This is a genomic window from Prevotella sp. ICM33, assembly GCF_000517825.1.
Lineage (GTDB): Bacteria > Bacteroidota > Bacteroidia > Bacteroidales > Bacteroidaceae > Prevotella > Prevotella melaninogenica.
The window spans coordinates 105,176-130,591 of the sequence record NZ_JACD01000071.1 but is presented as its reverse complement, the minus strand read 5'-3'; the positions used below and the strand labels follow the sequence as shown (position 1 = coordinate 130,591).

Annotated in this window: 21 protein-coding genes; 7 read left to right on the top strand and 14 right to left on the bottom strand. The window is 42.4% G+C overall.

Annotation, left to right across the window (positions count from 1 at the left end; all coding sequences use genetic code 11):
- Positions 1–211 precede the first annotated feature (211 nt).
- The 9 genes from HMPREF1505_RS08455 to HMPREF1505_RS08415 all read right to left on the bottom strand — a co-directional run bounded on the left by HMPREF1505_RS08455 (position 212) and on the right by HMPREF1505_RS08415 (position 10,734).
- A complete protein-coding gene (locus HMPREF1505_RS08455; RefSeq protein ID WP_036924580.1) occupies positions 212–2,101 on the bottom strand; it encodes a DUF349 domain-containing protein in 1,890 nt (629 codons plus the stop codon).
- Positions 2,102–2,259: 158 nt separating this feature from the next.
- The gene (locus tag HMPREF1505_RS08450; RefSeq protein ID WP_004361368.1) at positions 2,260–3,186 is read right to left on the bottom strand and encodes a magnesium transporter CorA family protein; all 927 of its coding nucleotides are present in this window, start codon (positions 3,184–3,186) and stop codon (positions 2,260–2,262) included.
- A 498-nt stretch (positions 3,187–3,684) separates the two neighbouring features.
- Positions 3,685–4,716, bottom strand: a complete 1,032-nt coding sequence (locus HMPREF1505_RS08445) for an AMP-binding protein (RefSeq protein ID WP_036924577.1) — start codon at positions 4,714–4,716, stop codon at positions 3,685–3,687.
- A gap of 67 nt (positions 4,717–4,783) precedes the next feature.
- Positions 4,784–5,821, bottom strand: coding sequence for an o-succinylbenzoate synthase (menC, locus tag HMPREF1505_RS08440; protein ID WP_036924573.1), 1,038 nt, complete (start codon positions 5,819–5,821; stop codon positions 4,784–4,786).
- A gap of 149 nt (positions 5,822–5,970) precedes the next feature.
- A complete protein-coding gene (locus HMPREF1505_RS08435) occupies positions 5,971–6,366 on the bottom strand; it encodes a GxxExxY protein (protein ID WP_051412351.1) in 396 nt (131 codons plus the stop codon).
- Between the two features lie 193 nt (positions 6,367–6,559).
- Positions 6,560–7,387: a 1,4-dihydroxy-2-naphthoyl-CoA synthase gene (gene menB, locus HMPREF1505_RS08430; protein ID WP_036924570.1), complete on the bottom strand. Its 828-nt coding sequence runs from the start codon at positions 7,385–7,387 to the stop codon at positions 6,560–6,562.
- A 127-nt stretch (positions 7,388–7,514) separates the two neighbouring features.
- Complete coding sequence (gene menD / locus HMPREF1505_RS08425) at positions 7,515–9,176, bottom strand: 2-succinyl-5-enolpyruvyl-6-hydroxy-3-cyclohexene-1-carboxylic-acid synthase (protein ID WP_036924566.1); 1,662 nt, start codon at positions 9,174–9,176, stop codon at positions 7,515–7,517.
- A gap of 94 nt (positions 9,177–9,270) precedes the next feature.
- The gene (locus HMPREF1505_RS08420; protein ID WP_036924564.1) at positions 9,271–10,317 is read right to left on the bottom strand and encodes an isochorismate synthase; all 1,047 of its coding nucleotides are present in this window, start codon (positions 10,315–10,317) and stop codon (positions 9,271–9,273) included.
- Positions 10,318–10,734 carry a PaaI family thioesterase gene (locus tag HMPREF1505_RS08415; RefSeq protein ID WP_013264059.1) on the bottom strand — a complete coding sequence of 139 codons (417 nt, stop codon included), beginning with the start codon at positions 10,732–10,734 and terminating at the stop codon, positions 10,318–10,320. It abuts the gene before it with no gap.
- 653 nt (positions 10,735–11,387) lie between these two features.
- Between HMPREF1505_RS08415 and lysS the strand changes: the two genes are divergently transcribed.
- The 4 genes from lysS (at position 11,388) to HMPREF1505_RS08395 (ending at position 16,568) form a co-directional block, all read left to right on the top strand.
- Positions 11,388–13,124 (top strand): lysine--tRNA ligase, encoded by a 1,737-nt coding sequence (gene lysS, locus HMPREF1505_RS08410; RefSeq protein ID WP_036924561.1) that lies wholly within the window; start codon positions 11,388–11,390, stop codon positions 13,122–13,124.
- A gap of 150 nt (positions 13,125–13,274) precedes the next feature.
- Complete coding sequence (locus HMPREF1505_RS08405) at positions 13,275–14,270, top strand: NAD(P)H-dependent glycerol-3-phosphate dehydrogenase (RefSeq protein WP_036924559.1); 996 nt, start codon at positions 13,275–13,277, stop codon at positions 14,268–14,270.
- Between the two features lie 6 nt (positions 14,271–14,276).
- Positions 14,277–15,632, top strand: coding sequence for a glucose-6-phosphate isomerase (locus HMPREF1505_RS08400; RefSeq protein WP_036924558.1), 1,356 nt, complete (start codon positions 14,277–14,279; stop codon positions 15,630–15,632).
- 201 nt (positions 15,633–15,833) lie between these two features.
- Entirely contained in the window at positions 15,834–16,568 is a 735-nt protein-coding gene (locus HMPREF1505_RS08395; protein ID WP_051412350.1) for an HAD family phosphatase, read from the top strand.
- A gap of 648 nt (positions 16,569–17,216) precedes the next feature.
- Here HMPREF1505_RS08395 and rsgA read toward each other — a convergent pair.
- From rsgA to rsmA, 4 genes are all read right to left on the bottom strand, one after another.
- Complete coding sequence (rsgA, locus tag HMPREF1505_RS08390; RefSeq protein WP_036924557.1) at positions 17,217–18,161, bottom strand: ribosome small subunit-dependent GTPase A; 945 nt, start codon at positions 18,159–18,161, stop codon at positions 17,217–17,219.
- Between the two features lie 151 nt (positions 18,162–18,312).
- Positions 18,313–18,873 carry a ribosome recycling factor gene (gene frr / locus HMPREF1505_RS08385; RefSeq protein WP_036924556.1) on the bottom strand — a complete coding sequence of 187 codons (561 nt, stop codon included), beginning with the start codon at positions 18,871–18,873 and terminating at the stop codon, positions 18,313–18,315.
- A 103-nt stretch (positions 18,874–18,976) separates the two neighbouring features.
- Positions 18,977–19,456: a GAF domain-containing protein gene (locus HMPREF1505_RS08380; protein ID WP_036924554.1), complete on the bottom strand. Its 480-nt coding sequence runs from the start codon at positions 19,454–19,456 to the stop codon at positions 18,977–18,979.
- Between the two features lie 22 nt (positions 19,457–19,478).
- Positions 19,479–20,282: a 16S rRNA (adenine(1518)-N(6)/adenine(1519)-N(6))-dimethyltransferase RsmA gene (gene rsmA, locus HMPREF1505_RS08375; RefSeq protein ID WP_004361339.1), complete on the bottom strand. Its 804-nt coding sequence runs from the start codon at positions 20,280–20,282 to the stop codon at positions 19,479–19,481.
- Positions 20,283–20,360: 78 nt separating this feature from the next.
- Here rsmA and HMPREF1505_RS08370 point away from each other — a divergent pair, with 78 nt between their 5' ends.
- The 3 genes from HMPREF1505_RS08370 (at position 20,361) to HMPREF1505_RS08360 (ending at position 24,237) form a co-directional block, all read left to right on the top strand.
- Positions 20,361–21,389 (top strand): lysylphosphatidylglycerol synthase transmembrane domain-containing protein, encoded by a 1,029-nt coding sequence (locus HMPREF1505_RS08370; protein WP_036924552.1) that lies wholly within the window; start codon positions 20,361–20,363, stop codon positions 21,387–21,389.
- Positions 21,390–21,453: 64 nt separating this feature from the next.
- Positions 21,454–22,908, top strand: coding sequence for an aminoacyl-histidine dipeptidase (locus tag HMPREF1505_RS08365; protein WP_036924550.1), 1,455 nt, complete (start codon positions 21,454–21,456; stop codon positions 22,906–22,908).
- A gap of 453 nt (positions 22,909–23,361) precedes the next feature.
- Positions 23,362–24,237, top strand: coding sequence for a hypothetical protein (locus HMPREF1505_RS08360; protein ID WP_051412349.1), 876 nt, complete (start codon positions 23,362–23,364; stop codon positions 24,235–24,237).
- Between the two features lie 72 nt (positions 24,238–24,309).
- Here the strand turns inward: HMPREF1505_RS08360 and HMPREF1505_RS08355 are convergent, their stop codons facing one another.
- A complete protein-coding gene (locus HMPREF1505_RS08355) occupies positions 24,310–24,888 on the bottom strand; it encodes a hypothetical protein (RefSeq protein WP_036924679.1) in 579 nt (192 codons plus the stop codon).
- Positions 24,889–25,416 lie beyond the last annotated feature (528 nt).

Sequence of the window (25,416 nt, the reverse complement as noted above, 5' to 3'; positions counted from 1 at the left end):
TTTCTATCTCTCTCTCTTGGGAAATTCGTATCTGTTACGAATTCTTTTTACGAAAATAATTCGACAATAAAACTTTGTTGTGAGAGAAATAATTGCATTGTAGATGATAAGAAAAGGGGCAATTCTGCAAAGAATTGCCCCTTTTCTTGGTTCTATTTCCTTCAATCTACCCTTGTATTATTATGAAACTGAATAGATAAGAATGTCCTTTTTATTTGTTTTCAGCATCGATAGCCTTAATCTTCTGCTTCACTTCATCCATATCATCTTTGAGTTTCTGGATGCGACGGTTCATTTCGTCAATAAGGGTGTTGCCCTTCTTTGAACTGATGTTGAGGAAACCGAGATTGTTCTCGTAAGTGTTTACCTCCTGCTTTAACTGCTCAAAGCGACGGAGCAGACGACCACGCTCGTTGTCGAGTGCATCAACGCCGCGGTCAGCAACCTTCTTGAGGTTATTGCGGAAATTGTCAACTCGTTTACGTGCTGCAGAGATATGGAGGTCTTTATAAATCTTATCCAATACCTCGTGGTAGTCCTTGTAGAGTTTATCTTTCTCTTTATAAGGAACGTGCCCCACCTTATTATATTGCTCAGTCAGTTTCTGTACCTTCTCTTGTAAGTTCTCACCTGTCTGTTCAACAAGCTCTTTCAACTGGCTGATGATATCACGTTTCTTGTTTAAGTTCTCATGTTCCTCATTGCGAGAGTCAGCGTGAACAGCGTTGCGGGCCTCGAAGAAACGGTTGCAAGCAGCAAGGAAATCATTCCACAACTGGTCGCCAATCTTCTTAGGAACCATTCCGATGGTCTTCCACTCTTTCTGTAAAGCGATGAGCTTATCTGATGTAGCCTTCCAATCGGTAGACTCACTCAATGCTTGAGCCTTTTCAACAAGTGCCTTTTTCTTTTCTGTATTCTCAGCAAACTGCTCTTTTAATTGCTTGAAGAATTCGCCTTTACGACCAAAGAAGTCGTCACATGCTGCACGGAAACGTTCAAAAATCTTCACGTTCATCTTCTGTGGAGCAAAGCCAATGGTCTTCCATTCCTGCTGGATAGCAATGATTTCCTTAGTGCGCTTCTCCCAATCAGCAGAAGATTTGTTCTCTTGTTTTGCAAGTTCTTCAGCCTTTTCGCAGAGTGCAGTCTTCTTTGTCAGATTCTCTTCTTCGCGTGTTCGGAGTGTTTCGAAGTGCTGTTGGTGACGCTTGTTGATAACAGTGCTGGCAGCTTTAAAGCGTGTCCAAATCTGCTCGCGAAGTTCCTTAGCAACAGGACCTGTCTCACGATATTCCTGATGAAGTTCCTGTAACTGGTGGAATGCACTGATAACATCTGTTTCTTCCGCCAACTTCTCAGCTGCTTCACAGAGTTTAGTCTTCTTCTCAAGATTCTTCTTGAAGTCGTATTCGCGTGCCTCACGGTTGAGGTTTAACAAGTCATAGAACTGCTCAACATAGAGTTGATAGTTGCGCCAAAGTTCGTTAGCCTTCTCAGCAGGAACCATCTTGATTTCTTTCCACTCGTGCTGAAGCTTCTTGAACTGGTCAAAGTTCTTGTTAGCCTCTTCAGGAGTAGTAGCCATCGCCTTAATCTGTTCGATGATAGCTTCTTTCTTCTTGAGGTTCTGCTGCTTCTCCTCTTCAAGTGCGAGGAAAGCCTTTTGGCGTTTTTCCTTGATGATGGTCATCTCTGCCTTGAAGATTTCTTCATCCTCATCAGGCAATACTTGGTATTTCTCTGGGTCACCGCCATTCTCGAGATAAGCTTTCTGCTGTGCTTCGCGTTCAACAAAATGCAACTTGTAGAATACCGTTTTCAGGTGCTCTACTTCAGCTTTCTCTGGTGTTTCATTACTGTCAACGATAGCTTTCAGGCGCTCAATAATCTCCTTTTTTGAACTATAAGTCTTAGTAGCGGGATTTTCCTTCTCGCTCTCTGACTTCGTTTCAACTGGTTGATTGAGGTTTTCTTCTACAGCATCAGTATTAACATTCTGCACTTCGGAATTCTCCGTTGTAGCATTGGCTGCAACTTCTTCAGACAGCTTAACTTCTTCTGTACCCTGATTCAGGGCATTTTCTTGAGAGTCCATCATTTCACTTTTTGTTTGTGATTTGGGTTTTTCCACATTTAAGGTTTCAGACCATTGCAAAGATGCACGGTAGTCTTCTACCACTAATATATCAACTGCAAACTTAGATAAAAAGTTTGAAAGTACCTAATTTTAAGTTGATTTTTTTTAATTTCTCTCTTCTAAAGCAGGCGTTTACGGCGTAGCAACCACCATGATGCAGCAGAAACGACGACTGATAAGAACATTGCAACAGGGAATCCCCATGGATTCGTTTCCATTCCATTGACAAGGTTCATACCGAAGAGGGAGGATATAAGCGTTGGCAACATCATAACAATTGACACCGAGGTGAGCGTACGCATCACGGTGTTCATGTTGTTGTTGATAATGCTTGAGTAGGTATCCATGGTGGATTCAAGAATATCAGAGTAGATACTCGTTGTTTCTCGTGCCTGTGACATCTCAATATTTACGTCTTCAATCAGGTCGGCATCCAACTCGTCAATCTGCAACTTAAACTTCAACTTAGCCAAAAGGTTCTCGTTGCCACGAATGGATGTGATGAAGTAGGTAAGCGAATCCTGCAGACGACTCAGTCCAATTAGGCTCTCGTTGTCCACACCTTTATCTAAGTTGCGCTTTGCCTTTTCAATCAAAGTGTTGATTTGCTTCAGTCGTTTTAGATACCACACAGCAGAAGAAAGGAAGAGACGAAAGATAAGGTCTACATAGTCAGTAAAGCCCTCATTTCTCTTTTGCTGATAGCTGACGAAGTCGAGCATCATATTTGTCTCGAAATTGCAAACCGTGATGGTTACATCTTTCTTGTGAATGATACCTAATGGTACTGTTGTATATGGGGTTCGTGAGCGAATTTCCTTCACGTATGGGATACGGAGGATTATCAGCATCCAACCATCATCATATTCATAGCGTGCTCGCTCATCGGTATCGCTGATATCCGATAAGAAGTAGTCTGGAATATGAAAAGTGTCTTCGAGTTCTTGCTGATCCTGCTCTGTTGGGCAAGTAACCTGAATCCAGCAGTTAGGCTGCCATTCCTTAATGGTATTCAGGGTTCCGTTAATGTTCCAATATGTCTTCATTAGCTAATCTCCATAGTTAAATAATAGTGTGGGGATTAGCAACTTCTTGTTGTAATCCTCACGCCTACAGTTTGAAATTCTCCGCGTGATAATCGTCCATTTAAAAATTACGTATTGGTTTTGTGACTGCAAAATTAGCTAAAAAAATCGGTTGTGGCAAACAAAATATTAAGTTTTTCATTGTTTGTGAGGGGCTGAGAAGATGTGTCTGGAGATGAGATGAAGAAAAGTTGTAAGGATTAATGTCATTTGTGACAATGTGTGTGTTTTTTGCTAATAGTATGTTATATCTTCTCGTCTTGTGCTTTTTTATAAGCAACTTATGTCTAAGTTAGCTTTTACTTGTTATATCCTACGATTGATTAAGTTCGCTATGACAAATCTCTCTTAACCTTTTTAATAGATGTGCTGATGGTCCGCACGTGTGGTGCTGATAGTTCGCACCATTGGTGCTGAGTACTAAATAGGATGCAGAATGTAGTTGGATTGAGGGCAATGTTATGCTTTTGAATTACATAACTGGCGTGCTAAAGCCTTAATCTCTGCTCTTGCTGGTTTTCCATTACCTGTTTGGGGAAGGGTAGGAACGTGGAAGATGAAACGAGGTTGCCAGAACTTTGGAAGACGTTGTTGGCAGAGTGTTCTGACTGCATTGGTGTCGCCTTGTGTAGTGAGTAAGACCACAGCTTCTCCAAAACGCTCGTCAGGGCAGCTTGTTATAGCAAAATCGGCTGTAAGAGAGGATTTCAGTAGGTGTTCTACTTCCTCAATCTGAATCTTAATACCGCCAGAATCAATCACATTATCTTTTCGTCCAAGGATACGGAAGCAAGGAGTTTTAAGTCCTTCCTTTGTGTTCGTAGGGAGAATTTTAGCTCTGTCGTTGGTTACTAAAGGGTGAGAGCAAACAGCAGGGGCATCAATAACAAGGCAACCTTCTTCATTGAGCCATACTTTCACACCGTCAAAGGGTTTGTACCACTCACTGGCGTCAGGTCCATTCAGACGTCGGAGCGCAATATGTGAGAGCGTTTCCGTCATCCCGTAGGTACTCCAAACGGCGTTAGGGAAATCCTGTAAAGCAGCTGACAGTTTATCATCAACAGCACCACCGCCTATAATAAGATGGTGGATACGGCGCAAACGCTCACACTCTTTAGGTACTTGTAGAGAGTTATAGACCTGCAGTGGTACCATCGCAGCAAAGGTTATCTCCTCGTTCGAGATACCTGCTTCAGACAAAGAATGGTCAGAGAGAGGGTGTCCAGACGGTGTTACGCTCAGTAGGCGTAGGTTACGCTCAATACTTCTTACCACTACCATCTTTCCTGCAATATAGTCGAGTGGCATACAGAGTAGGGCGGTATCGCCAGCCTTCAAACCCAAGAAATCACAAGTGATGTGGGCTGAATTGAGCATACGTTGCTTCTCTACCCACAGCGGTTTTGGCTTTCCAGTTGAACCACTGGTATGCACAAGGAGTTGCGGATTATCATTATGCCATTCTGAGAGGAAGTCTTGTAGTGTCATTGTTGTTTGGTTTTATCTTATTGGGCGTATGAGGCTAATTAGTCTAATAGGGCTAATAATAGTCTTCTTAATCGCTGATCCAAAGCTGATTGCCCCTGATTTCTAATGGCATTGGGATATTGTCAGTGAAGAGTTGTCCCGTACCTAAGCCTTGTGGAGTGGTGATGTTTGGACCGTAGATGTCAGCTGTTAGCTGGGCGATAGCATTCAGTCCGATGTTACTTTCAAGTGCTGAGGTTATCCATGAATCAATGTTACGTTCTCTTGCCATTGTAATCCATTCTCTTGTTCCAGTCATACCGCCATGTAGACTTGGCTTTAGGATGATATATTGTGGGCGAATCGTATCGAGTAAAAGCACTTTTTCTGCAGGGTTATTGACACCGATAAGCTCCTCATCAAGGGCTATCGGTAGGGGAGAGTCAGCACACAAGCGTGCCATCTCCTGCCATTGATGCTGTCGGATAGGTTGTTCGATGGAGTGGATATCATATTGTGCCAAAGCTTCTAATCGTTGCATGGCATCTTCTGGAGCAAAAGCACCATTCGCATCAACGCGTAGTTCCACCTGCTCACGTGTGAAAGCTTGACGGATATGGCGTATAAGGTCGAGTTCTTTCTCAAAGTCAATTGCACCAATCTTCAACTTTACACAACGGAAGCCAGCCTTGAGTTTCGTTTCCAATCGCTGATACATCTCATCGAAAGTTCCCATCCACACGAGTCCATTGATGGTGATTCCTTCTTCACCTCGTCCAAAAGCAGTGTTAAAGAAGTTGATGCTTCCCTTGGCATCCAACTGTGTCTTAGCTGTTTCTAACCCAAAGAGCATTGAAGGGAAAGGGCGCATAGCATCAATGTCAATAATCCCTGTGCGGCAGAAGTCATCACAGAAACTGCGGAGCTTCTGCTCATATTCCTCGTCAGTCATGGTATCGCAAGACAGGTCGGGGAGTGTTGCGCATTCCCCAATACCCACTACGTCAGGCTGATTCGTGTCAGACAGCGTGACATAATAGCTCTTCCTTGTTGTGTAGACACCGCGTGAAGTACCTGCAGGGCGGAGGAAGTGGAGGGTGCGGGAGGAGATGTTTATCTTGTACATAGTATACTCTTAATTAAACATGATAATTTGGGACAATAGAACCGTGGGGGAATGGAAGACATAGTAACATATGAACATAGTTCAGAAAGTAACATTATCTTTTTGAGATATAGTAACAGAGGGGTACTTTCTTAGGGTAATACGACTCTTTATAGTTTACGATATATACGATACTTTCGCTTGAATAGAAGCTTATCAGAGCCGAAGTTTATAAGTAACCCATCATCTATTTGTGTTGATGTCAGATAGTTTACCAGTTGAACTTCATTGGCTATTGATAGGTCCTGCGTAGCTTTGAGTTCTAAAATGAGCTTTCCCTCAACAATGATGTCAGTACGATATTCACCGACAACAATCCCATCATAGAGTACTTGGATGAGTTTCTCTGTTTCAAAGTTGAGCTTTAGCTTTCGCAGTTCAACAACCATTGCATTTTTATAGACCTTTTCTAAGAATCCAGGTCCAAGTTGTCGACGTATGCGTTTAGCACATTCTATAACCTCGGTTATTAGTTGGTCGATTGTTATAATATCAGGTTCTTTCATGTTAAGTTCTTTTGTATTTTCTCAAAGTATAATTATAAGCATTTGAGTCTTTTGTTACTCAGATGTTAAATGTGTTATTAATAGGATACTCTTATATTATCATATAATTAGAAGAATATGTTACTCTTAGAACAATGTTCATCTGTTACTATGTCTTAACGGCTCCAATATTTTGTCCCACAGTTCCCTTGTCTTATGGGAACTGCGGATATTTATCAAAGTCGGGCTTACGTTTCTCAAGGAAAGCCTTGCCACCTTCCTGTGCTTCGTCAAGTGTATAGTAGAGCATGGTGGCATCACCTGCAAGCTCCTGAATACCTGCTTGACCATCAAGTTCAGCGTTGAAGCCAGCCTTCATCATACGGAGTGCCAATGGAGAGCGCTCTATCATTGTCTCTGCCCATTCTATACACTCGTCTTCGAGACGGTCGAAAGGAACCACCTTATTGACCAATCCCATTCGTTCAGCTTCTACAGCAGAGTACTGACGACACAAGAACCATATCTCACGAGCCTTCTTCTGACCTACGACACGTGCTAAATAAGATGCGCCGAAACCAGCATCAAAGGATCCAACCTTTGGTCCAGTCTGCCCGAAGATGGCATTGTCTGATGCTATTGAGAGGTCGCATACCACATGAAGGACATGTCCACCACCAATGGCATAACCATTAACCATAGCGATGACTGGCTTTGGAAGGCGTCGAATCTGCATCTGTAAGTCAAGTACGTTGAGGCGTGGAACGCCATCACTACCTATGTATCCGCCATGTCCCTTTACGTGCATATCACCACCAGAGCAGAATGCTTTGTCGCCAGCACCAGTCAAAATGACCACGCGGATGTCAAGGGCTTCACGACAATAGTTAAACGCCTGTGACATTTCCCACACTGTTTTCGGGGTGAAAGCATTACGATAGCGAGGACGGTTAATGGTTACTTTTGCTATGTGGTTGTACTCTTCAAAGAGGATTTCCTCAAAGTTAAAGCCTTCAATAGGCTTCCATTCTCTTTTCTCCATAAGGTCTTTTTGTTTATGATTGATTATAGGGAGCCTGCCAAGTTGTTCCGAAAAGGGGGATAGACTGTGGCAAGTTATTATTATTTATGATGGATATACAAGCTGAAAGTTGAGACGTTGAAGGCTTTTAAAAGGCCTGATAATAATCCTTCAAAGCCTGTGTATCTTCCTCAGCGTTGGTGAATACTTCTAAAAGTACTGGTCCTTCCTCTGAGTTAAAGAGTTTTTCAAGACTCTTGTCAAGCTCTTCTTCATTGCGAGCAGAGAGGTAGACGATGTCGTGTGTCTGACAGATTCCTTCTGCAGAGGTCGTATGTTGGGCAGCAATAGCACTATCCCGATAAGGTGAACGCTCCAAACCAGACAGCTGATGGAAGATACCTCCACCGCCATTGTTAAGTAAGAGGATAGAAAGATTAGGCGGAAGAGATTCGTTCCAAAGTGCGTTCTGATCATAGAAGAAACTCAAGTCACCAATTACACAGTACACATCCTCTTCTTCCTGATGCGCAATGGCATAGCCAACAGCCGTAGATAACGAGCCTTCAATACCATTCACGCCTCGATTAACATAGATATATTGATCAGAGAAGATGTTGCCCAAACGCACAGCCGAGCTATTTCCATAGAACAATTCACCATCGACAGCCTCCTCTCTCATCTTCTCATGGAAAGCCTTAACAGCCAACATTTGTGAGAAGCGTGGTTTGAAGGTCTTGCGGATGGCTAAGGCTTTGTCGAAAGCCTTGTCCCATAGCGTTACAAAGTCACGCTTTTTGACGCCTTCTGTCTCATTGGCAAAGATTCCGATAACATCCTCTGGTAAACCTTGAATCATATCAGTGGTGTGCATGAAGGTGTCACAAAACTCATCAATCCCATTCACAACGATAGACATCTTGCACTTACACTCACGTAAGAACTGGCGGAGTCGTTTGCTGACAATCGTTCCTCCTATATATATAAGGTGGTCAGGACGATAAGCTTCATCCTCCCCAATCATCTTCAACACTTCATCAATGGGTTGTGCAGGGCCAATATCGTCATCTGCTAACTTCTCCTGAAGAACGACAGCAACCTTCTTTAATGCCTCAATTGCCTCAAGCGAATTGCCCACAACCTCAGGTATCAGCTGACCAAGAACAACCATCAGTTTCTTGCCACGGAAGAAATCGGCTGCCATTTCATAGACACAAACCTCATTCGTTGCTGCATACATCAGGAAAATATTGCGTTCGTCAGGAAGTTGAGGGACGTTATATTCAAAGAGCGGTTCGCTGATAGGAACATTGATATGCACAGGACTGCCATCGTTCATTCGTACTGCATTCAGCGCTTCGTTGACTAATCGATTACAATACCAGCGTTCCTCTTCGTTATGAGGCTCTGGTAGTGTCACACTCTTACGGACATTTGGCTCCAATGCACGATGTTGTTGAAGCGTTTGTCCATCCTGTTGGTCAATCCACTGTGCTGGTCTATCAGCTGAAATGATAATCAGTGGACGTTTCTGATAGAACGCTTCAGCTACAGCAGGTGCCAAGTTGAGCAAGGCTGAACCCGATGTAACGCACACAACTACTGGCTCATTGTCTGCCAAAGTCATTCCTAACGCTACGAATCCTGCCGACCGTTCGTCGGTAACAGAATAGCACTCAATCTCGGGACAAGCACAGAGGTTGTGTACGATAGGTGAGTTACGAGAACCTGGACATACAACGGCTTTTGTTACTTTTTCCTTTACGAGTAGTGCTGTAAGGATGTTTACGTTTTCTTTGTTGCTGTACATTGTGGGTGTTGGGTGGTGAATGTTGGGTGATGATGAATTGAGTCATTGGACTTGTTAGGGTTATTGGGCTTATTAGCCTTATTAGCCTAATAGCCTAATCGGGTTTCAACAGCTGGCGCATAGTGTCAAGTTTGGCTTCTGTTTCCTGCCATTCATTCTCTTCAATACTCTCCTTTAAGAGTCCGCCACCTGCATAAAGGCGACACGTAGAACGAGAGAGTTGCATACAGCGGAGGGTTACATAGAGTTTTGCCGCACCCTTCTCGCCAAGTAGTCCACTGAAACCACTGTAATAACTGCGGTTCAGTTGTTCATTATGAAGGATAAACTGCTGTGCCTCATCCTTTGGCATACCGCATACGGCAGGGGTAGGGTGGAAGGCTGTAAGGAATGTTCCGAGTCGCTGTGTGTCTTTAAGTCGGAAAGTGAAGTCTGTGCGAAGATGCGCCAAATGTGCTGCACGTGTAGTGTAAGGCTTACTTTCTGTAATCTCAGCAGCAAACGGTTGCAAGCAAGTGCGGATATAGTCAGCAACGAGTTGTTGCTCTTCTTGATTCTTAGTAGACCACTTCATATCCTCACCTTCATACCTCATTGTACCTGCTAATGCCATTGTCTGATAGCCCTCAGCATTACTGCGGAGTAGAACTTCAGGACTTGCAATAAGCCACATGCCTATCTCTGCAGTATAGAAAAGTGCAATATAAGAGCGTGGGTACTTCTCACAAGCCTTAAGAAAAATACTTCGAGGAGTCGCACGCTCGTCTTTTGTTTCGATAATCGAGCGCGCCAGAACTAACTTGCGGAATCTATTGTGTTCTAACTCTTTATGAAAACGGCAGAAGTCGTCGTGATAAGCCTCGCGAAGAGAAGGCGTTTCGTTAGTAAGTACCGCCTCGTCCTGCCAGTCGGGAATAGCATCAAAGCCCTTGCTACCGTCTAAAGGTAGAACCATTGAAGAACCTTTCTGACCATCCAGTAAGTAAAGTGTGTTGCTGTCATCGCAAAAGAAAGGAGCAATGACAAATCCCTTACGTCCATTAAGTTCAGCAAGTGAGGAAATAGCCGTTGGCTTCTCTGGTTGTGAATAGCAATGACAAACCTTTTCGAAAGGCTCACGATAGATAAAGAAAGAATCCATTTACTTCTCTTGTGGGGCTATGATATAGTTGGTAACTTGTACGCTTGAGATGAGTTCGTCTTCACCATTCTTGATATCAATGTTCCATACGTGTAATGTATGACCCCTGTGAATCAGTTTCCCGTAAGCCGTAACTGTTCCACCGTATGGCATTGCCTTGACGTGATTGCCGTGAACATTAATGCCCATAGCCATCTTTCCTGGACATAACGCCATCGAACCGACACCAGCAAGATTCTCTGCAAGTGCCAATGAAGCACCGCCAGCGAGGAATCCGAAAGGCTGTTTGTTACGGTCATCGACAGCCATTCTTGCCTTCAAAGTGTCGTCCTCGGGCGTAGAGATAAACTCCATACCGAGTGTACGGCTTAGTCCGTCTTCCTGATGAATACTTTTTATGATGTTTTCTACGTTCATAACCTAATCAACTTAATGTAATGCAAAGATAATAAAAGTTGGATAGATAACAAAATCATAGTAGGTTTAATAGGTATATAAGTATAGACAAAGGTCATGTTTGGGTGCTTTTGAACTTAGTTATAGACACCTTTAAACTAACCTATGGACTTGTTAAAGATGATGTTTTCGCTTCTTGCGAGTGTATTAACGCTCCGCACATGTGGTGCTAATGCTCCGCACATGTGGTGCTGTTGGTTAGCACCCTATGTGCGAACGGCTAAATAGCTTGCAATATACCATCTGTGTGAGTGCAAGTGTTGGGATGTAGCAACGATATAGATATCATAAGTGGCACCATGATTTGAGCTTAACCCCCAATCGCTCATTAGACCACAATATGTATAGTTCTTCTTACTATGGTGTTGTTTCCTAACATCTTTTATTTTCTTATCGGCATCTTGTCTGCCTTCGTAACTTGACGTAGCCCGCTACGTCTGCGTTCCAAAGCCAAACAATCTGCTCGATAATAAAACAAAATATGTTTAGGCTCTAATGATCGATTGGGGGTTTAAGAATATTCCAATGCCATAAAAAAGGAAAAAGCAGCTATAGTTTGCGAATTATTTAGTAAATTTGCATCCTATAAGAATATATTCGATTTAATTATAAATATGAACGTTTTAGAATTATCTGAGCAGGAAATTGGTCGCCGCCAAAGCCTGCAAGAATTGCGTGAGATGGGGATTGATCCCTATCCAGCAGCAGAGTTTCCAACGAATGCTTACTCTACTGATATTAAAGAGCAGTTCAAGGAGGGCGAACAGCGTGAGGTCGTAATCGCTGGTCGTATGATGGGACGCCGTGTCATGGGCAAGGCTTCCTTCGCAGAGTTACAGGATAGCAAGGGTAGAATCCAGGTTTATATCACTCGTGATGACATCTGTCCGGGTGAGGATAAAGAATTTTATAATAAGGTCTTCAAGAAGTTACTCGATATTGGTGACTTCATCGGAGTGAAGGGTGAAGTGTTCAAGACACAGATGGGAGAAATCTCTGTTCATGCTAAGGAGATTACCGTTTTGTCTAAGAGCTTGAAGCCACTGCCTGTTGTTAAGTATAAGGACGGCGAGGCATACGATAAGTTTGAAGATCCAGAGCAGCGTTATCGTCAGCGTTATGTTGACCTCGTTGTGAACGATGGTGTGAAAGATACTTTCTTGAAGCGTGCTACCGTATTGCGTACCATGCGTAAGTTCTTCGATGAGGCTGGTTATACTGAGGTAGAAACTCCTACCTTACAGAGTATTGCTGGTGGTGCAAGTGCGCGTCCATTTATTACTCATTTCAATGCTCTCAACATTGATATGTATATGCGTATCGCAACAGAGCTTTACCTGAAGCGTCTGATTGTTGGTGGTTTCGAGGGTGTTTATGAAATCGGTAAGAACTTCCGTAACGAGGGTATGGACCGCTTCCATAATCCAGAGTTTACTTGTATGGAGCTTTATGTACAGTACAAGGACTACAACTGGATGATGTCTTTCACAGAGAAACTTCTTGAGAAGATTTGTATAGAGGTAAATGGTAAGCCAGAAGTACAGGTTGGTGACAAGGTTATTAGTTTTAAGGCTCCATTCCGTCGTCTGCCTATCCTCGATGCAATCAAGGAGAAGACAGGTTTCGATCTCTATGGTAAGACAGAGGAGGAAATCCGTCATATCGCTGTTAACGAGTTGAAACTCGAAGAAATTGATGAGAGCTTCGGTAAGGGTAAGCTGATAGATGAAATCTTTGGTGAGTTCTGTGAGGGTACATATATCCAACCAACCTTCATCACTGACTATCCTGTTGAGATGTCGCCACTGACCAAGATGCACCGTTCTAAGCCAGGACTCACAGAGCGTTTTGAGTTGATGGTAAATGGAAAGGAGTTAGCTAATGCTTATTCAGAGCTGAATGACCCAATTGATCAGGAAGAACGTTTCATTGAACAGATGCGTTTGGCAGACAAGGGTGATGATGAGGCGATGATTATCGACCAAGACTTCCTTCGCTCTTTGCAGTATGGTATGCCTCCAACCTCTGGTATCGGTATCGGTATCGATCGTTTAGTGATGCTGATGACCGGTAAGGAATACATCCAGGAAGTATTGCTCTTCCCACAGATGAAGCCAGAACCAAAGATTCCACAGTCTTCTGTTAAGGAATGGGCTGAGCTTGGTGTTGCTGAAGAGTGGGTATATGTTTTGCGCAAGGCAGGCTTCAACCTCATCTCTGACATCAGAGAGGAGAAGGCACAGGGCTTGCAGCAGAAGCTCGGAGAGATCAATAAGAAGTACAAGCTCGGTTATGAGAAGCCTTCTGTTGAGGCTATTCAGCAGTGGATTGACGGAGCTAACGAAAAGTAAAAAGTAAATGAGAAAGAAGTAAAAGGGCAGAAAGTAGGATGAATAACTAAAAGAGAAGTATAACTATAGCAATGGTATTAGAACATAATACAATGCTGATATCTTCCACGTTCTCTACTTTTTACCTTTTTACTCTTATTCTTAACGTCTATGTTCGACATCGGTAAAATAGCAATCATAGGAAGCGGTAGCTGGGCAACGGCTATCGCTAAGATTGTTGTGGAGCATACGCATCATATTGGTTGGTACTTCCGACGTGACGATAAGATAGAAGAATTTAAGCGGAGAGGACACAATCCTTCTTACCTCACAAGTGTGAAATTTAACATGAATGAGGTGATGCTTTCTTCGGATATCAATAAGATAGTGCAGGAGTATGACACCTTGGTGTTTGTTACTCCTTCTCCTTATCTGAAAGCTTTACTGAAGAAACTGAAGACAAAGCTCAATACAAAGCTAATCTTAACGGCTATCAAGGGTATTGTTCCTGATGAGAACCTTGTTTGTTCAGAGTATTTCCATGAGGCATATGGTGTTCCATACGATAATCTTGCTGTTATTGGAGGACCGTCTCATGCGGAAGAAGTGGCGATGGAGCGACTCACCTATCTTACTGTTGGCTGTTCTGACCTTGAGAAGGCACGTGCCTTCACGGAGGTGTTAGCATCAAACTATGTCAAGACTAAGACCTCTCCAGACGTCCTCGGTATAGAGTATGCATCTGTCTTGAAGAACGTTTACGCTATCTCTGCTGGTATTTGTTCTGGCTTGAAGTATGGTGATAACTTCCAAGCAGTGTTGATGTCGAATGCAATGCAGGAGATGGAACGCTTCCTCAATACTATCAATCCTATTCAACGGTCCATCATTGACAGTGTATACCTTGGTGACCAATTGGTGACAGGATATAGTAAATTCTCGCGTAACCATACCTTTGGAACAATGATTGGAAAGGGATACAGCGTCAAGTCGGCACAGATTGAAATGGAGATGGTAGCTGAAGGATATTTTGGTACAAAGTGTATGAAGGAGATTAATCGTCGTCTGCATGTCAATATGCCAATTCTCGATGCGGTTTATAACATTCTCTATGAACGTATCAGTCCACAAATAGAAATTAAATTATTAACAGATTCATTTAGATAAACACAAATGGAAAGTATTAAGTTAGACATCACGAAAGCCGCCCAGTTCTTGAATCCGGGCGCAGTAGAGGCTTATGCTCCTCACGTAGCTGCAGCTCAGGACGCTTTGGAGAAAGCTACTTGTCCTGGTAATGACTTCCTTGGATGGTTGCATTTGCCATCAAGCATTACTCCAGCGTTCCTTAATGAGATTCAGGCGGTTGCCAATACACTCCGTGAGAAGTGTGAGGTGGTTGTCGTTGCTGGTATCGGTGGTTCTTACCTCGGTGCTCGCGCTGTCATCGAAGCTTTGGGTAACAGCTTCGCTTGGCTTGTAAATGACAAGAAGAATCCAACGATTCTCTTTGCAGGTAACAACATCGGTGAGGACTATCTCGCTGAGTTGACAGACTACTTGAAGGATAAGAAGTTTGGTGTTATCAATATTTCTAAGTCTGGTACAACAACAGAGACAGCACTTGCATTCCGTCTTTTGAAGAAGCAGTGTGAGGATCAGTTGGGTAAGGAAGCTGCAAAGGATGTTATCGTTGCTATCACCGATGAGCACAAGGGCGCTGCACGTGCTGCCGCAACTAAGGAAGGTTACAAGACATTCATCATTCCTGACAACGTTGGTGGTCGTTTTTCTGTACTTACTCCAGTAGGTTTACTGCCAATCGCAGTCGCAGGTTTCGATGTACAGAAGCTTGTTGAGGGCGCTCAGGTAATGGAGAAGGAGACTTCTGTTGACGTTCCTTTCGCAAACAATATAGCTGCTCGTTATGCTGCTGTTCGTCAGGGTCTTTACTCACAGGCAGGTAAGAAGATTGAGATTGTTGCTAACTTCCAGCCAAAGCTCCACTTCTTTGCTGAGTGGTGGAAGCAACTCTACGGAGAGAGCGAGGGTAAGGATCGCAAGGGTATCTTCCCTGCAGCTTGTGACTTCACAACCGACCTTCACTCAATGGGTCAGTGGATTCAAGAAGGTGAGCGTTCTATCTTCGAGACTGTTATCTCTATTGAGGAGCCTAATGCAAAGGTACTCTTCCCACATGATGAGGAGAACCTCGATGGCTTAAACTTCCTCGCTGGTAAGCGTGTTGATGAGGTTAACAAGATGGCAGAGCTTGGTACACGTTTGGCTCACGTTGATGGTGGTGTTCCTAACATCCGTGTTAGCGTTCCTACATTGAACGAGTACTACCTCGGTCAGCTCATCTACTTCTTCGAGAAGGCTTGCGGTATCAGCGGTCTTGTTCAGGAAGTGAATCCTTTCAATCAGCCAGGTGTTGAGGCATATAAGAAGAATATGTTTGCTCTTCTCAATAAGCCAGGTTATGAGGCTGAGAGCAAGGCTATTCAGGAAAGACTGACAAAGGAATAAGAACCTCCCCTAACCCTTCCAAAGGAGGGGGAGAGAAGCCCCACCCGACCTCCCCGAAAGGGGAGGAGTTCCTAATGGAATCTAATTTATATAGTGTGGGTAGGGCATATAGGAGATAATATTTTTAATGTATCCTCAAGTTCTTCACATAGCTGAGGGACTTGAGGATAATAATATATAATAAAGGTAAAGCAGGCAGCGATGACGTCTCAATCTCAGCAAGACATATCCTCCTTCGGAAAGACTGGTGTAAGTCCCAAAGTTGTTCTCTTTGATATGGACGGCGTTCTTTATGACTCAATGCCAAATCATGGCGTTGCGTGGCAGCGTGCTATGAAGGAGTTTGGTATTCACTTCACCCTTGAAGACTCCTATGCAACAGAAGGAGCACGTGGTGTAGATACTATCCGAAAGTATGCTAAGGCTCAACTCGGTAAAGAACTAAGTGAGGAAGAGGCACAGCAGATGTATGATGTGAAGGCGCATTACTTCCATGAAATGTCTGAAGCAAAGGTGTTTGATGGTGTCATCGACCTTATGCAGAAGATTAAGGCGAGCGGATTAAAGATTGGTATTGTAACTGGTAGTGCACAGCTCCCATTGATAGAGCGTGTCACTCGTGACTTTGGCGACTTTGTTTCTAAGGATCAGATAACAACGGCATACGACGTGAAGCGTGGTAAACCAAATCCTGATCCTTACTTAATGGGATTGAAAAAAGCTGGTAATTATGCGCCCGCAGAAGGTATTGTTGTTGAGAATGCTCCACTTGGAGTGCACGCTGGTGCAGCAGCAGGTTGCTATACAGTTGCCATTAATAGCGGTCCTCTGGCTGATTCAGTACTTTTGAACGAAGGTGCTAATATTCTTTTCCCTACTATTCGAGCGTTTGTAGATAATTGGGAGTGTGTTTTGGAGAATCTTTCAAAGCGTTAATTAGGGTGTTTTAGCGGTTAGTGGAATCGTTCTATGCTGTAAACTGTTGTACATTCCAGCTCCCTTCGTTATCTATAAACCTCCCAACGCTTAATAAGTTTGTGTGCTATTGCTCATGATATTATCACAGAGTAACGCCTTAATAGTCCTTTCTGCTTTAAGAATCCTACGTTGTTAGCATGTCTATAAGCTATCCGCACGAATGGTGTTAAGCCTCCGCACCATGCGTGCTTACCATTCGCACCATGTGTGCCGAGCCTCCGCACGATGGCAAGGTGTGGAAAGAAAAGTTTATTATGGTCTATCCTTACTATGGAGAAAAGAGGTATATTAATGAGAAACGGCTTTTAAAAAATTCTCATGAGAAACGTTTTTTTGATGCAATACGCAAATCATCATTTTTATTTTATACCTCTGTCTTGTCACAACAAAGATGGTTTTTTAAAACAAAATTTCCTGTCACTTCTGTCATTAGAATTTGATTTCTAACTCGTTGATATATAGTCTGTTTGTTGGAAGTGTTAAAAGTGACAGCAAATAGAAAACAAAAATACTATGGTATTATAGTGGCGTACTTCATAATTCGGAAGGTCCAAATATTCCTTTTCTCTTTATAAAAGACTTTGAAATAAACAAAAATCGTGAGACTTAAAACGCCTCACGATATTTATTTTCTTCCTTATCTTCGAGCATTGAAAGGTAACTGTTATATCGACTTTCAGCGATATAATGTTCTTCAAGAGCCTTTCTTACAGCGCAGCCAGGCTCATGTGTGTGCGTACAGTTAGAGAACTTACATTCCTTCGAAAACTTGAATATCTCACGGAAGTAGCTTGTCAGCTCTTCACGTTCTATATCGAAGGTTCCGAATCCCTTGATACCCGGTGTGTCAATAAGATATCCACCCATTGGCAACTCTAACATCTCACTGAACGTTGTTGTGTGCATACCCGTGTTATGTACATCGGAAATCTCTGCCGTGCGGAGGTTGACATGAGGTAGGAGAGCATTGATAATCGTTGACTTTCCTACGCCACTATTACCACTCAAGAGGGTTACTTTTCCTGCTAATAACGGCTTCATCTTCTCTACGCTGAATTCATTGTCAGCTTCGGCACTCGCTTGTATCTCTACGCACTGATAACCGATGGTCTCATAGAGATTCATTACTGCATGCTGGTAACGTAGTTCATCTTCATCGAGCAGGTCGTGTTTATTAAAGACGAGTGTTACTGGAATGCGGTAAGCTTCAGCACTGGCAAGGAAGCGGTCGATGAAAGTAGTAGAAGTCTCTGGGTAGTTTGTTGTGACAATCAAGAACGCTTGGTCGATATTAGCAGCAATGATATGGCTCTGCTTAGAGAGGTTAGGTGACTTTCGGATAATATAATTCCTACGGTCTTCTATCTCCGTGATGAAAGCCGTTCCCTCCTGATTAGGTGTGATGACAACATGGTCACCAACAGCCACAGGATTGGTAGAGCGAATTCCCTTCAGCCGGAAGTTGCCCTTAATCTTGCTATCTATTGTCTTGCCTTCCTCGGTCTTCACCGTGTACCAGCTACCTGTGTTCTTTATTACTAAGCCGCGCATAAAAATAAAAAAGAGTGGCCCCTCCCCCTTACCCCTCCCCCAAAGGGAGGGGAGTAGTCACCGCCATTAATCTGAATAGAATTGTGATAGTCGGTACATATTACTCCCCTCCCTTTGGGGGAGGGGTAAGGGGGAGGGGCAACTATGTTTTTTAAACGGTCATAATCTCTTTCTGCTTATCCTCTAACAGCGTGTCAACCTGCTTGATAAACTTGTCATGAATCTTCTGCAAGCTTTCTTCAGCATCCTTCTCGTTGTCTTCAGAAAGACCATCCTTGATAGCTTTCTTCAGTTTCTCCTTGATGTCAGAACGAACATTGCGAATCTCAACCTTTGTACGTTCACCAATCTTGTTACACTGCTTTACCAAGTCACGACGACGCTCCTCTGTTGGCTGAGGCAAGTTCAGACGAATCAACTCACCATTGTTCTCTGGTGTGATACCAACATCTGAGTCCATGATAGCCTTTTCAATATCTTTGATAGCCTTCTTATCCCATGGCTTGATAGCAATGGTACGTGCGTCAGGCACCATGACTGAGGCAACCTGATTCAAAGGAACCTTTGAACCGTAAGATTCTACTCGTACACCATCGAGGATGGCTACGTTTGCACGGCCAGCACGGATGCGCTGCAACTCATCATTGAGATACATCGTTGCCATTTCCATGCGCTCGCTGGCATCATTTAATGTCTGCTTAACGTCTAACATATATTCGTAATATTAAATTTCTACTTTACAAAAATAGGTATTAATTCGGATATGCACAAGATTTTACTTTACTTTTTTGTCAAAACAAGGTTTTCTATCCTTACTATTGGAAGAGGTCATGTGTTTCTGCCATTAAAAGTTTGATGATACGTTCCAAACCTTCTTTATCGTCTTCGTTGAAGTCGTTGAGATGAGTGCTATCAATGTCGAGTACACCATGGAAAGTATGTGAGTCATCATACATCGGAACAACAATCTCGCTGCGTGAAAGACTACTACAAGCAATGTGTCCGGGGAATTTCTCTACATCGGGAACAATGAGGGTGCATCCTTCTTCCCATGCCTTTCCACAGACACCCTTGCCGAATGGGATGACGTAGCAGGCTACTGACCCCTGAAAAGGACCTAATCTCAACATGTTTCCATTCTCTTGGAGATAAAAGCCCACCCAAAAGAAACGCTCAGGAAAGGTGTCATGCAATGCTGCTGACACATTTGCCAAGATACCCACAAGGTTTGTTTCATCCTTAATAAGCTCGGCAATCTGTAGTATGAGTTGGTTATATTGTTCTTTTCTTGTCATTAAGAGTTATATTTCTTCCTATTTATTGTCCAATAATCTTCAACTGTTCCTCAACCATGTTTGTTAGTTCAACAAACTGAGCGATAGACAGTTGCTCTGGACGTTTGGTCATAATGTCTTGCTCATAGAAACCATCAGTAGGTTTAACCGCATTGAATATCTGTCGTAAGCTCACACGTAACATCTTACGACGCTGGTTGAACACAGTCTTCACCACACGTTTAAAGAGTACTTGGTCACAGCCAATGTCCGTCACTTCGTTGCGTGTCATACGGATAACGGCACTCTTAACCTTTGGAGGAGGGTTGAAGACATTCTCATCTACGGTAAAGAGATATTCCACATTATACCATGCTTGCATCAAGACGGATAAGATACCATACGTCTTTGAGCCAGGTCCAGCAGCCATACGCTGGGCAACCTCACGTTGTATCATACCCGTACAGCAAGGAATAAGGTCTTTATACTCAAGCATCTTAAAGAAAATTTGAGACGAGATGTCGTAAGGATAGTTGCCTGTCAACACAAACTGTCTACCATCAAAGACTTCATTTAAATCCATGCGGAGGAAGTCTTGTCCAAGAATATTCTCACGTAACTTAGGGAATTTCTCGTAGAGGAAAGCAACACTTTCCGAGTCTATCTCTACAGCTTTCACTTCACGTGGTTTCTCAACAAGATATTGAGTAAGGACACCCATACCCGGTCCTATCTCTAACACTGGGATATCTGGACAGGCATCAACGGTGTCAGCAATCTGGCGGGCTATGCTTAAGTCAGTGAGGAAGTGCTGACCCAAATTCTTCTTTGGCTTGACTAATTTCATAATTTTTCTTTATTTGCCTACAAAGATACTCATTTTATTTTGCATTAAAAAACATTTTAATTATCTTTGCTCCATTATATGAGGACGAAGAAACTGTTCAACAATACTGTGAAGATTGCATTGCCGTTACTACTTGGAAGTGCAATCCTATATTGGATGTATAGGGGATTCGACTTCTCCAGTATCAAACATGTACTGCTACATGAGATGAACTGGACTTGGATGATTCTCTCACTCCCTTTCGGCATACTGGCGCAGGCTTTTCGTGGGTGGAGATGGAAGCAGAGTCTTGAGCCTATCGGTGAGCATCCACGCGCATCGGTCTGTGTTAACTCTATCTTTCTTTCTTACGCTGTCAGTCTGCTTATTCCCCGCATTGGTGAGTTTGCTCGTTGTGGAGTGTTGAATAGATATGATAAGATAGCCTTTCCAAAAGCTATTGGTACAGTAGTAACTGAGCGTGCAGTAGATACGCTTATCGTATTACTTATCAGTGCCACAGCCTTTTTGATGCAGATAAGAGTTTTCACGAACTTCTTTTCAAGGACAGGTACACGTATTGATGATGTCTTCGGAATGTTTTCACCAACGGGTTGGCTGGTAACAGCTATCTGTGGTGTTGCATCAATTATCCTCTTCTATTATGTGCTACGTCACCTATCTTTCTATAAGAAAGTGAAGGAGATGTTAGGTGGTATATGGCAGGGAATAAGCTCTTTGCGTAAAGTAAAGAATATTCCTTTGTTTATCTTCTACAGTCTGGCAATATGGGGAAGTTACTTCCTTCATTATTACTTGACATTCTTTTGCTTTGATGCAACAGCAAACCTCGGTCTTTCTTGTGCGCTTGTTAGCTTTGTTGTTGGCTCGGTAGCTGTTATTGTACCAACGCCTAACGGAGCAGGACCTTGGCACTTTGCAGTCAAGACAATGCTAATACTTTATGGTGTCGCAGACAATCAAGCACTCTATTTTGTACTGATTGTACATACCATTCAAACCTTATTGGTTATTCTCTTAGGTGTTTATGCATGGATTGCACTGAGTTTCACTAAGACGCCAGTATCATTGGGTGGACCAACAGAGCTTACTCGTCCAGCAAAGTAATGTAGAGGAAAATAGTTTTGAACGAATGAATAAACAATGATAATAACCTTTTAAAATCAACATTATGAGTGAAATAAGAAATCTTAAGCCAGAAGGCCTTTGGAGAAATTTCGATGATCTGACACAGGTTCCACGTCCTTCTGGATTACCAGAGAAAGTACAGAAGTTCTTGTTAGACTTTGCTGCAAGAGTAGGTGTTGAATCATACGTAGATGCTGGTGGCAATGTTGTAATGCGCAAGCCTGCCACACCGGGATATGAAAATCGTAAGACAGTTCTGTTGCAGGCGCACATGGACATGGTTCCACAGAAGGCTCCAGATAGTAATCATAACTTTGAAACAGACCCTATCGTGACACATATCGTGGATGGATGGGTATATGCAAACAACACTACACTTGGTGCTGACGATGGTATCGGTGTTGCTGCTATCATGGCTATCATGGAAGATAAGACCTTGAAGCATGGTGTTGTAGAGGCATTGATTACTCGTGATGAGGAAACAGGTATGTATGGTGTCAACGAGATGCCAAGTGGTGAGTTGCACAGTGATATCCTTATGAACCTTGACTCTGAGACATGGGGCAAGTTTGTTATTGGTTCTGCAGGTGGTGTTGACATAACTTCAACCATAGCGTATAAGGAAGTTGCAAATGATCAAGAAGCTGCTGTCAAAGTAACTTTGAAGGGTTTCCGTGGTGGTCACTCTGGTCTGGAAATCAATGAGGGTCGTGCCAATGCTAATAAGGAGATGGTTCGCTTTGTTCGCAATGCAGTTAACGAACTCGGTGTACGTTTAGCTTCTTGGGAAGGTGGTAATATGCGCAATGCTATTCCATTCAAGGCTGAGGTTGTTTTGGCATTGCCACAGAGCAAGGTTGCAGCTTTGAAGGATATGGTTGCTCGTCAGAAGGCACTCCTCGAAGACGAATTCAAGGGCATTGAACCTAATGTAGAGTTCTTTGTAGAGGATGTAGAGAAGCCTGCAAATCTTGTTCCTGTAGATGTTCAGGAGAAGTTAATCAATGCTATCTATGCCTGTCATAATGGCGTTTTGCGTATGATTCCTTCTTATCCAGACGTTGTTGAGACTTCGTCAAACCTTGCAATTATACATATTGAGCCAACTAAGGCCTCTATTATGATTCTTGCTCGTTCAAGCCGTGAGGACATGAGAGATTATATCTCTACTCAGTTAGAGAGCTGCTTCAATATGGCTGGCATGAAGACTGTCTTCAGTGGCCAATATGGTGGTTGGGATCCAAACCCAGAGAGTGAAATCCTTAACCTCTTGAAGAAGGTTTATAAGGAGCAGAACGGTTTAGAGGGTATTGTGCAGGTAGACCACGCTGGTCTTGAATGTTCAGTCATCCTCGGCAAGTATCCAGGTATGGATGTTGTAAGTCTTGGTCCAACTCTCCGCAGTCCACATACAGCAAAGGAGCGTCTTGAGATAGCTACTGTTGAGCCTTTCTGGAAACTTCTCGTTCAGACTTTGGAGGAGATTCCTGTAAAGTAAGGCTAATCATAATAGAATGAAAATGCAATGGTCTTCCGTTTTTATAAGAAAGCGGGAGACCGTTTATGGTTTTTATCAAAGAACTCTTTATTCTCGAGATTTTAATTCATCAGTTTCTGATAAATCTTAATACGTTGATTTCATTCTATTTTTGGCAATATTCTGCAGAGAGTTTAGTGTTAGCAAATCGGTATATAATGGTAAAGGATTTTATCGTTATATAAAGTAAGTTATCCTATATATAGGGTTGAGTTCTATCTTTCGTAATCGTTTTGTTTTCGAATCTCTTTCATTTTATGTCATCACCTTGTCTAACTCTCTAACTTGGAGTAGTTCGTAATACTTTCGTTACATATGACAAACGATTCGTTCGATAATATATTAAAAAGTGGTCAAGGGTTATAACTAATTGGGATTAAGGTTTTAGGACTAATCTTAAGTAAAAAGAAAATTATGAGAAAGCATCGATTGGTAAAGTTTATTGCCACATCTCTTTTAGCATTTCTTGGTATGGTAATAATAGTTGCATGTACCGATGGGAGTCGGAAAGTAGTTAAGGCTTTTCCTAAAAAGGATTCCGTTGTTGTTCAAAAGCAAACAGATTTACCTCAACGTGTCTTTAAAAATTTGGAAACAGTCGTCGATACCGTTTACGATGATTGGCATGTTCTTATACAAACTGCGGATACCAAGAGGAAGATAAAATACTACAAGATGTTTGAAAAGAAACTTCTTGTTACCGTATCAAAGAAAGGTAAGCTCCTCTTTGATAAAAAGGAATTTACGGTAAACGACTTTATTAGTACAGATAGTACCTATCAACTCTATGTTCGTCCTTCCATTGAGATTACTAACACTACGGTGTACGTTTCTGTTGGTATATATCAAGCTGAGACAGATGAAGGCTTTCCTTTTGTATTAGCCTTCTCTAAAGGTGGAAAAGTTAAGTCTTATTCAATACCAAAGGCATGGGATCAGTCGGATTTAGCAACAGATTTTTATATTCGATACATCCACGAAGCACAGCAGAAACCAGTAGATAAAGCATCGCTTATAAAGCTCGCCCACATCTATGGTAGTAGTAAATTTGTACAGCAGGTTACTAATAATGGATTTCAATCAATCTGTCCAACGAAAGTCTTCTCACGTCATCTCCGGAATATAGAGGTTGCATCTGAATTCATGGATTCTGGTGATAGTACTAAGATAAGAAGTAAAGTCTATTTTTATCTTCATGATACTTACACTCCATTTGACTCAGTGTATGTGGAAATGAAGCGTGATGACGATGTTAATTATGGTTGTGTAATAGATAAGGTAATCCCTTAGCTGTTCCTTATATAACAAAAGCAGGGACGTACGATAAGTACGTCCCTGCTTTTGTTATTATCTGTTTCTTAATTAAAATGCCCAACCGAAGCCGAGGTATGGATAGAAGAATGCTTTCTTAACTGCATTCTTCTCCCCAATAGTAAAAGAAGGACTGAAACCTGCACGGAACAGGAAACCCTTGTTAGATGCGTGACGATAGCCTATGTTTCCAAAGAAATAGTAGCCGAATTTGTTACGACTCTCATTGTAAGCCAGCCAGGTCTTTGTTCCTTCTGGAGTATTATATTCTCCTATAGCATGCTTCTGTTGGTCAGCTGACAACGAAGACTTCGGACCATCTACAGACTCCACAAAGATACCGTGTATATTGTATATACCCACACTTGTACCTACACCAAGCTCAAGGTTGTTCTTTTGGCTACCTAAGAGATAGTTAACTTCCAATGGTACAGCATAGCCACGTACGTCTGAACCTTCCCAGAAAATGTTGGAATTATGACCATAACCGAAGCTCAATCCGGCTCTCCATCCAAAACGTGTGTGGTCGTTGAAACGTGCATCATAGTTGATACCTGCAAGGTTTGACGGACCCAATAGCTCCAAGTAAACGGCTTTGTCCTTTTCTAATCCGTTAGATTCCTGTGCCATAGCCACTGTGTGTAAGCCGAGGAATAGTGCGAAAATTAGTAATTTCTTCATTCTTTTATTTATATATGATTATTTGTTACAAAGGTATAAAAAAAACTAACAGTAGCAAAGGGTTTGCTAAGGTTTTATAGAAATGAGATAAGTATTTGGTCGTTGTCAGAGTTTTATAGATGTAAAGGAGAAAGTGTTAGGATGTTTATATTCGTGTGTTTTGTAATAATATTTCACACTCTCTATTTTTATTGATGCTTAATTGGCTTCTAAAAGATGCTCTTTTAGCTTGCAAAAGGTGCCCTTTTGACGTCTTACTAACGCCCTTTTGAAGTCCAATTAGGCATCTTTTAAAATGGTGTTTTGTAATCGATTGATTTATTGAAAGTTATAGATGTGTGTGAAAATGGGCATTTCTGCCCTTTTCAGACAATATAACACGAGGATTTTGTAATGAAATTTCGCAGGCTTTACGTTGTAGTAGAATATGCTTTTAAGTTAAGATAATAAGCTGTTTTTATATAAGAATGCACGGCT